Source organism: bacterium (assembly GCA_030655055.1).
In the GTDB taxonomy this organism is placed as follows: domain Bacteria; phylum Edwardsbacteria; class AC1; order AC1; family EtOH8; genus UBA5202.
Map to the genome: position 1 here is coordinate 1 of JAURWH010000044.1, position 8,460 is coordinate 8,460.

An 8,460-nucleotide genomic window follows, 5' to 3' on the forward strand; every position below is an offset into this window, starting at 1 on the left:
GTTTAAAAGAGCTGTGGCATAAGGCCACGGGGACCAAGCCGGAAATAATACCCACCTTCAACAATCCCGGCAGTTATGACCTGACGGTCATCTGTTTTTCAAAACAGGATAAATGCATTCCTCTGCCAGTGGCGGCTTACCTTCAAAAGCAGAGGGAGAGGTTCAAGAATACTTTTTATCTGACAATCTCGGGAATTCTGGATGACGACAGCAAGGGGTTGGAGGAGTTTGTCCGGCTGACAGGATCAAGGCCTTTGGGAGCGGCGGAGATCAGCAACCGGGATCCTATGTTGCAGCAGAAAATTGACGAACTGGCCGGGCAATTAAATGGTTATTAATGTTTTTTTTAGTAAAATTCTTTTAGGCGACAATAATCATTTAACACGGATTTAACATTGAATTAACCTGTGGTTCAAATGTGTTTTATATATTGGTAACAATCGTAAAACATATCATTTTAGGAGGCAGGAACCACATGAAGAAAAAAGCATTATATTTGCTGCTGGCAACGGCATGGGTATTCTCCGCCGGCTGCGGCAAGAACAAGCAAAGCATCACACTGGCGGGCTCCACCGCCTTCCAGCCTTTTGCCGAAAAACTGGCCGAGCAGTACATGACGGCCAATCCCGGTGCCTCGATCACCGTCCAGGGCGGGGGCTCGGCGGTGGGCATCCAGTCGGCCCTTTCCGGGGCGGCCCAGATAGGGATGGCCGACCTGGTGAACCTGCCCCCGGAAGCTAAGGGGCTCAATGCAACCATAGTGGCCCGGGACGGCATTGCGGTGGTGATAAACCCGGCCAACAAAGTGAATGACCTTACCATTGACCAGCTCCGGGATATCTTCAACGGGAAGATCAAGAACTGGAAGGCGGTCGGAGGGGCAGACAAGGATATCACCGTGGTTTCGCGCGAAGCCGGCTCCGGCACCAGGACCTCGTTTGAAGAGATAGTGACCGGGATAGACCTAAGCGGGAACGCCCTGATCCAGGATTCCAACGGCACCATCCGGGAAACGGTGGCCAACGATGCCGGGGCCATCGGCTACCTTTCCCACGGGCTGCTGAACGAAAAGATCAAAGCAGTTCTTTTGGACGGCCAGGAATGCACCACCGAGAAGATCATGGCCCAGAAATACCTGCTGGTGCGTCCGATATTCCTTTTGACCAAGGCCCAGCCCGGTGCCGAGGTTCAAAGCTTGATAGATTACATCCTTTCTCCCGAGGGACAGCAGACCATCAAGCAGAACGGCCTGATCCCGGCCAAGTGAAACCAGTTGCTGAATACTGAATATTGAATACTGTAGTCAGTAACATTTTTAATAGAACTAAAGCGCAAACGGAAACATGCCCGTTACCAGTGAAAAAATAATGCAGCGTCTGCTGCTGGTCGTAGCCTTTTCGGCCCTTTCGGCCCTGCTGCTGATCGCAGTCTTCATCATCAGCCAGGGGCTTCCCTTCATCTTCAGATATGGGTTGAGGGAATTCCTGTTCTCTTCCGTTTGGAATCCCCAGGCCGGCAAGTTCGGCATCTTTCCCATGGTGATCTCCACCCTGTGGGTCACCCTGGGGGCCATGGCCATCGGGGCGCCGCTGGGGGTGGCCGGGGCGGTGTTCCTGACCGAGTTCGTCCCCCGTTCGGTGATGAGCGTCATCAAGCCGGCCATAGAACTGCTGGCCGGGATACCCTCGGTGGTCTACGGCTTCATCGGAGTGATGGTGCTGGCCCCGCTGATCCGGGACCATCTGGGCGGGCCGGGGCTTTCGCTTTTGGCCGGCTCCATCATCCTGGGAATAATGATCCTGCCCACCATCATCAGCATCTCCATCGATTCCATCATGGCGGTGCCCAAAAGCTACCGGGAGGGGTCCCTGGCGCTGGGGGCCACGGTCTGGCAGACGGTGCGGATGGTGACCCTGCCGGCGGCCCGGTCCGGCATCGCGGCCAGCATCATCCTGGCCATGGGGCGGGCCATCGGCGAGACCATGGCGGTGATCATGGTCACCGGAAACTCCGTCAAGATCCCGGGATCGGCCCTGGAGCCGGTGCGGACCCTGACCGCCAACATCGCCCTGGAGATGGGCTATGCCACCGGAATGCACCGCCAGGCCCTGTTCGCCACCGGGGTGGTGCTGTTCGTGGTGATCATGATCCTCAATTTCAGCGCCAGTTATGTGATGAGGCAGAGAAAGGCCCGCCGATGAAGCTGAATCCCAAACATACCCAGAAGGCGGCGGTGGCGGTGCTGGGATCGGCCACCCTGCTGACCCTGACCGCCCTGGTGTTCATCATCGTCTTCGTGCTTCAGAAGGGCCTGCCGGTCTTAAGCTGGGGCTTTCTGACCGGGGCGCCCCAGGACATGGGCCGGGCCGGGGGTATTTTCCCGGCCATAGCCGGCTCGGCGGCATTGACCGTGCTCTCCGTTCTCCTGGCCGCGCCTCTGGGCGTGGGCACCGCGGTCTACCTGACCGAATACACCCGGGAGTCGCGCCTGACCGCGGTCATCCGCTTCGGGGCCGACTGCCTGGCCGGCATTCCCTCCATCATCTTCGGCCTGTTCGGCTTCATACTTTTCGTGACCATCTTAAAGATGGGCTGGTCGCTGCTGGCCGGGGGACTGACCCTGGCCCTGATGATCCTGCCCACCATCATCCGGACCACCGAGGAGGCCATCAAGGCGGTGCCGCTTTCCTACCGCGAGGTCAGCTATTCGCTGGGGGCCACCCGCTGGCAGACGGTATACAAGGTGATTCTGCCCAATGCCCTGCCCGGGATCCTGACCGGCGTGATGCTGGGGGTGGGCAGAGCTTTGGGCGAGACGGCGGCCGTCATCTTCACCGCCGGGTCATCGCTCCGGATGCCGTCCTCGATCTTCGATTCGGTCCGGACCATGGCGGTGCACTTCTACCTGCTGGCCCGGGAGGGCATCTCGGCCGAGAATGCCTACGGTACGGCGGCGGCCCTGATCATAGCGGTGCTTTCGGTGAACCTGCTGGCCTACTGGATGATGAACCGGATGATAGCCAAAAGAACATAACGACCAAAGCATGCCAGTCAAAATATCAATAAATAATTTTTCGGTCCATTCCGGGCCGGATCCATTGCTTCAGGACATTGACCTGGAGATACAGGGCAATCAGATACTGGGCGTGATCGGGCCGTCCGGCTCCGGCAAGACCACCTTTCTCCGCGCCCTGAACCGGATGAACGAACTGCAGCCAGGCTTTACCACCAAGGGCCGGATACTGATGGACGGGGAGGACATCTACGGCAGGGATTATGACGCCGTCAGCCTGCGCAAAAAAGTGGGGATGGTGTTTGCCATGCCGGTGCCGCTGCCCATGAGCATCCATGAGAACATAATCTACGGCCCCAAACTTTCGGCCGGCCGGGGATGGAAGCATGACGAGGCGCTGGTGGAGAGTTCCTTGAAATCCGCCTTTTTATGGGACGAGGTCAAGGACCGCTTGAAGTCCCCGGCCTTAAGGCTTTCCGGAGGCCAGCAGCAGAGGCTGTGCCTGGCCAGGACCCTGGCCCTGGAGCCGGAGGTGATCCTTTTGGACGAGCCCTGTTCCGGGCTGGACCCGGTCTCCACCGCCAAGATCGAGGAGGCGTTGACGATCTTAAAGGAAAGATATACCGTGATCCTGGTCACCAACAACACCAAGCAGGCGGCCCGGGTGGCCGACCGCACGTCATTCTTCCTGATGGGGAAACTGGTGGAGGAGGGGGCCACCCCGCAGATATTCACCGCGCCGAAAGACAAGCGGACCAGCGACTACATCACCGGAAGATTCGGTTGAGGGTTGTCAAGGAGACTAATTTCTTTTGCCACAGAAGGCACAAAAACACATAACTATCCTAAATATTTACCATTTTGTGACCTATGTGCTCCTTCGACAGGGCTTCGGCACGCTCAGCCCGGCGGCTCAGGACAAGTTTTTGTGGTTAATTCGGGAATTTTTGGTTGAAAAAAATAGTTAATTTGTGATGGAACAAAAAATTGAAATAAAGAACCTGGACCTTTTCTACGGCAGTTTCCAGGCGCTGAAGGCAGTTTCCATGCCGGTCTATGACCGGCAGATCACCGCTTTGATCGGCCCTTCCGGCTGCGGGAAATCCACCCTGCTCCGGTCGCTGAACCGGATGAACGACCTGATCTCCGAGGTCAGGATCAAGGGCCAGGCGCTGCTGGACGGGGTCAACATCTACGGCAGGAACACCGACGTGGAAGGCCTCCGGAAGAGGGTGGGAATGGTCTTTCAGCGGCCCAACCCCTTTCCGCTGTCGATCTACGATAATGTGGTCTACGGTTTAAGGGTGGCCGGGATCAGCGACAAGGACCAGCTGGACAAGACGGCAGAAAAAAGTCTTAAGGCCGCATGGCTGTGGGACCAGCTCAAGGACAAACTTCATCAGCCGGCCATCTCCCTTCCCCTGGACCAGCAGCAGCGGCTGTGCCTGGCCCGGCTGCTGGCGGTGGAGCCGGAGGTGATCCTGATGGACGAGCCATGCTCCTCCTTGGATCCCATCGCCACCGCCAAGGTGGAAGAGCTGATGCTGGAACTGAAGAAGGATTACACCATCGTCATCGTCACCCACAACATGCAGCAGGCGGCCCGGGTCTCGGATTTTTCGGGCTACATGCTGCTGGGGCAGATGATAGAGTTCGGGGAAACCAAGACGCTGTTCACCAATCCAGCGCAGAAGCTGACCGAGGACTACATCACTGGAAGGTTTGGATAACGAAGCAATCAGGTATCCTCTATCCAGTATCCTGTATTCAGTAAAACAACATAGTGAATAGCGGCTACTGGCTACTGACCACTAAATTATAAACAGCAAACATACGTTGAGGTAAAAAGATGGAACAAAGACATTTTGACAGGGAGCTATTGGAGTTGAAAGAAAAACTGCTGTTGATGGCGGCCAAGGTGGAGCAGCTGATCAAGCAGTCCATAGAGTCCCTGATGAAGAAGGATGCGGTGCTGGCCAAGTCGCTTTTTGCCCTGGACAAGGAAGTGGACAAGCTGGAGATCGAGATAGAAGAGGACGCCATCGCCTTGATCGCCCGGCACCAGCCGGCGGCCGGGGACCTGAGGTTCCTGATCGGGGCCATCAAGATCAACAACGACCTGGAGCGGATCAGCGACCACGGGGTGAACATCGCCCAGAGCGCCATCAGGCTGGCCGCCCAGCCGGAGCTGAAGCCCCTGATCGACATCCCGCGGATGGCAGAGCTTTCCATCGGCATGCTCAAAGACAGCCTGGACAGCTTCGTCAACAATGACCCGGACAAGGCCCGGGCGGTGTGCAAGAGCGACGACCAAGTGGACGACCTGAAGGACCAGATATTCAGGGAACTGCTGACCTATATGATGGAGAAGCAGGACTCCATCGGCCGGGCCATGGACCTGATCCTGGTCAGCCGGAACCTGGAAAGGGTGGCCGACCTTTCCACCAACATCAGCGAGGAGGAGATCTACATTTCCGAGGCCAAGATCGTAAAGCACAATGTACAGAAGGGGAAATGACAGGGTAATGTTTATTGAGACGGAAGCTAAAGCTTCCGTCTTTTTTATTGCTTTTTGGGATGGAATTTATTATAGTTACACTAACTCTTCGTTGGGATATACACATGCTCCCGCAACTGGAGCACGTATTACTACCGGGGGCATATAAGAATTGGACAAACAAAACATATACCTGTAGATTAAGGAGAGCAAAATGAAAGAAGCATCAGGCATAATCATTATTAAAAAATATGACGAGAATCATTTACTTTGGAAAAAAATGATTGACAATACTAAATTGATTAAGCGAATTAGCTTGAAAGATGCAGTAAGTAAGTATAAGGGTTTTGAAGGGCGGATAATAAATCTAAAACAAAACAATATTGTAAATTCTAAGTATTGCTGGTTAAATGATAACGAATTAGAATCTATTGAAAACTATTTTGCTAAGGAATTTGATGTAAAGAAGTATAATTTATTATTAATAAGTAATTACGATAGAGTTTTTAATGAGGATAATCTTAAATATTCATTTGCAGGTTATGACTATGGCATGTGTTTTAGCGAAGATAATATTTACTCATCGATATTCCATGAAGTATTGTTCGGCAATAATAATGCATTAACTGAATTTAACAATAAATTAAATAACAACTTATTATTTCCGTCTTATGAAATCGCAAAACAATATGCTTTAATACACAAAAAGTTAGAAAGTGGAAATGGTCACGTAGAATCTGACGAAGAAATGGAAATATATAAATTATGGCATTTAAAATATAAGTGAAAGCCCCAGTCAGTGCGGGGCTTTCACTAACAGTTCTTTGGAATTACAGCCTATCTACGGCACCTCCCAGGGGAACTACGAGAACATCTATGTCGCCTTGGATACCGACCAGAAGTTCGGCTCGGGAGCAGGCTACCACCACCACCATGATGATGCCAATGACCTTGATGATGATGGGCACGATCATGAAAACAAAGATGACCATCATGATGATGGCGCCCAATATTTAGCTAATGCCAATTATAAAAAAGAGCTTGACACCGGAATAATAATATGTGATAATATCAGCAAATAATAATAAATGCTGAAAATATCACACAAGGGACAAAATGAACTCCGCTCATCGTAAACCCCAAAAAAACCTTGTTCAAAAGGGTTACATAAGATATTGTGATGTCCGGAAGGAAGGTATAGATCCTGAACGGCTAGTAACCCGTGGTCAACTTATACGGGTTGATAGAGGCATTTATCGTCTACCGGATACTAAACTTTCAAAGGATAATACTTATGCCCAGTCTGCCATAAAATATCCAAAAGGTGTGCTCTGTCTGCTCTCAGCGCTTCGTTTTCATGGCTTTACGACACAGCTCCCGTGGCAGGTTTGGATGGCAATTGAGCATGATAGCGGGTTCCCGAGGAAAAGTGGTATTGCTATGAAATTTGTTTGGTTTTCAGGGAAAGTATACTCAGAGGGCGTCGAAGAGCATATTATTGATGGCGTCAAGGTGCGGGTATATAACCCCGCCAAGACGGTGGCCGATTGCTTCAAGTACCGCAACAAGATCGGCCTGGACGTAGCCCTGGAGGCCCTTAAGGAAGGGCGGCGGGCCCGCAAGTTTACTGCCGACGAACTGACCAAATACGCCCGGATAGACCGGGTGCTCAATGTGATCAAGCCTTATATGGAAGCGGTCTTTTGAGCAGGCGGGTCGCTACAGATATCGGGGCTTCGGTGCGTGACCGCCTGAAACAGAAATTCCCGGGGTTCGGATATGACTTTCAGGTACTGCTCACCCATTATGCCCTGGAGCGCCTGCTTTACCGCCTGGGCCGCTCTAAATATCGAAACCAATTCCTGCTTAAGGGAGCCCTGCTCTTCAAGGTCTGGTATGATCAACCGGTCCGCTCGTCAATGGACGCCGATCTGCTGGGAGAAGGGCCTGCCGATATCCCAAAGGTGGAGAAGATATTCTGCGACCTGTGCCGGGTATCCGTCGAGCCGGACGGGCTGGAATTTCTGCCGGACACCGTCCATGGAGAGGAGATACGCGAGAATGCGGAATATCAGGGTATAAGATTGACATTGAGCGCGGTGCTGGCCGGCGCCCGGATACACCTTCAGATCGATATCGGCTACGGTGATGCGGTGTCCCCGCAGGCCAAGACCATAAATTATCCGGTGCTGCTGGACCTCCCGGCCCCCAGCGTCAAAGCCTATACCCAATATACGGTCATTGCAGAAAAGTTCCAGACCCTCGTAGATAAGGGCCTGGCCAACAGCCGGATGAAGGATTACTACGATCTTTGGTACATATCCCGGCACAGCAAGATCGACGGCGCCACCCTGGCCAAAGCGGTAACCGCCACCTTCAAGAGAAGAAAAACAGAACTGCCAAGATCCCTGCCGGAGGGACTGGATAAAGGATTTTCATCCGATCCCGCCAAACAAAGACAATGGACTTCCTTTCTGAAAAAGAATAAGCCAAGTGAAACCCGGGAACTGGCCTCCGTTGCCATGGAGTTGATCAGTTTTCTGATGCCGGTGGTGAGAACGCTCATCGAGAAGAAACAATTTCATAAGGTTTGGCGGCCCGGGCTGGGCTGGCGGACAGCACTAGATGACAAATCAATAAAGTTATAATATAAGGCAGGCTTGCGCCTGCGAACCATATAGGGCAACTGCGGGAACAAATGCATTGCTATTAACGTCGAAAAGGCTGGACATTGGTCCGGCCTTTTATTATAATACCGAGGCCCGGGAACCCAGGAAAAGATGCATCACACAAAGACACAAAGGCCGCCAAGAACCAATTCCTCTTCGTGCACTCCGGGGCTTTGTGTGAGAAATGATCAGGAAAACATTCGCTCATAATCACTTTGAAAGAAAACATGCTAAGCGAACTTCAAATAACCCAGGTCATCACCAAGGAACTGGGCCTGCAG

At 52.8% G+C, this 8,460-nt stretch carries 11 protein-coding genes and 1 pseudogene; all 12 read left to right on the plus strand.

Annotation, left to right across the window (positions count from 1 at the left end):
• A partial coding sequence (locus Q7U71_01935) for a hypothetical protein (GenBank protein ID MDO9390514.1) occupies positions 1 to 338 on the plus strand: 338 nt, incomplete at its 5' end.
• Positions 339 to 475: 137 nt separating this feature from the next.
• Positions 476 to 1,267: a phosphate ABC transporter substrate-binding protein gene (locus tag Q7U71_01940; protein MDO9390515.1), complete on the plus strand. Its 792-nt coding sequence runs from the start codon at positions 476 to 478 to the stop codon at positions 1,265 to 1,267.
• A gap of 100 nt (positions 1,268 to 1,367) precedes the next feature.
• Positions 1,368 to 2,201, plus strand: a complete 834-nt coding sequence (gene pstC / locus Q7U71_01945; GenBank protein MDO9390516.1) for a phosphate ABC transporter permease subunit PstC — start codon at positions 1,368 to 1,370, stop codon at positions 2,199 to 2,201.
• On the plus strand, positions 2,198 to 3,034 hold the full coding sequence (gene pstA, locus Q7U71_01950; protein ID MDO9390517.1) for a phosphate ABC transporter permease PstA: 837 nt from the start codon (positions 2,198 to 2,200) through the stop codon (positions 3,032 to 3,034). The genes pstC and pstA overlap by 4 nt, the downstream gene beginning before the upstream one ends.
• A gap of 10 nt (positions 3,035 to 3,044) precedes the next feature.
• Positions 3,045 to 3,800: a phosphate ABC transporter ATP-binding protein gene (locus Q7U71_01955; GenBank protein ID MDO9390518.1), complete on the plus strand. Its 756-nt coding sequence runs from the start codon at positions 3,045 to 3,047 to the stop codon at positions 3,798 to 3,800.
• Positions 3,801 to 3,987: 187 nt separating this feature from the next.
• Entirely contained in the window at positions 3,988 to 4,743 is a 756-nt protein-coding gene (gene pstB / locus Q7U71_01960; GenBank protein ID MDO9390519.1) for a phosphate ABC transporter ATP-binding protein PstB, read from the plus strand.
• 119 nt (positions 4,744 to 4,862) lie between these two features.
• Positions 4,863 to 5,531, plus strand: coding sequence for a phosphate signaling complex protein PhoU (gene phoU / locus Q7U71_01965; protein ID MDO9390520.1), 669 nt, complete (start codon positions 4,863 to 4,865; stop codon positions 5,529 to 5,531).
• Positions 5,532 to 5,724: 193 nt separating this feature from the next.
• Positions 5,725 to 6,297 carry a hypothetical protein gene (locus Q7U71_01970; protein ID MDO9390521.1) on the plus strand — a complete coding sequence of 191 codons (573 nt, stop codon included), beginning with the start codon at positions 5,725 to 5,727 and terminating at the stop codon, positions 6,295 to 6,297.
• 89 nt (positions 6,298 to 6,386) lie between these two features.
• A complete protein-coding gene (locus Q7U71_01975; GenBank protein MDO9390522.1) occupies positions 6,387 to 6,527 on the plus strand; it encodes a hypothetical protein in 141 nt (46 codons plus the stop codon).
• A gap of 99 nt (positions 6,528 to 6,626) precedes the next feature.
• Positions 6,627 to 6,764 (plus strand): annotated as a pseudogene (locus tag Q7U71_01980) (type IV toxin-antitoxin system AbiEi family antitoxin domain-containing protein).
• 258 nt (positions 6,765 to 7,022) lie between these two features.
• Complete coding sequence (locus tag Q7U71_01985) at positions 7,023 to 7,217, plus strand: hypothetical protein (protein ID MDO9390523.1); 195 nt, start codon at positions 7,023 to 7,025, stop codon at positions 7,215 to 7,217.
• Positions 7,214 to 8,158: a nucleotidyl transferase AbiEii/AbiGii toxin family protein gene (locus Q7U71_01990; protein ID MDO9390524.1), complete on the plus strand. Its 945-nt coding sequence runs from the start codon at positions 7,214 to 7,216 to the stop codon at positions 8,156 to 8,158. The genes Q7U71_01985 and Q7U71_01990 overlap by 4 nt, the downstream gene beginning before the upstream one ends.
• The last annotated feature ends 302 nt before the right edge of the window (positions 8,159 to 8,460 follow it).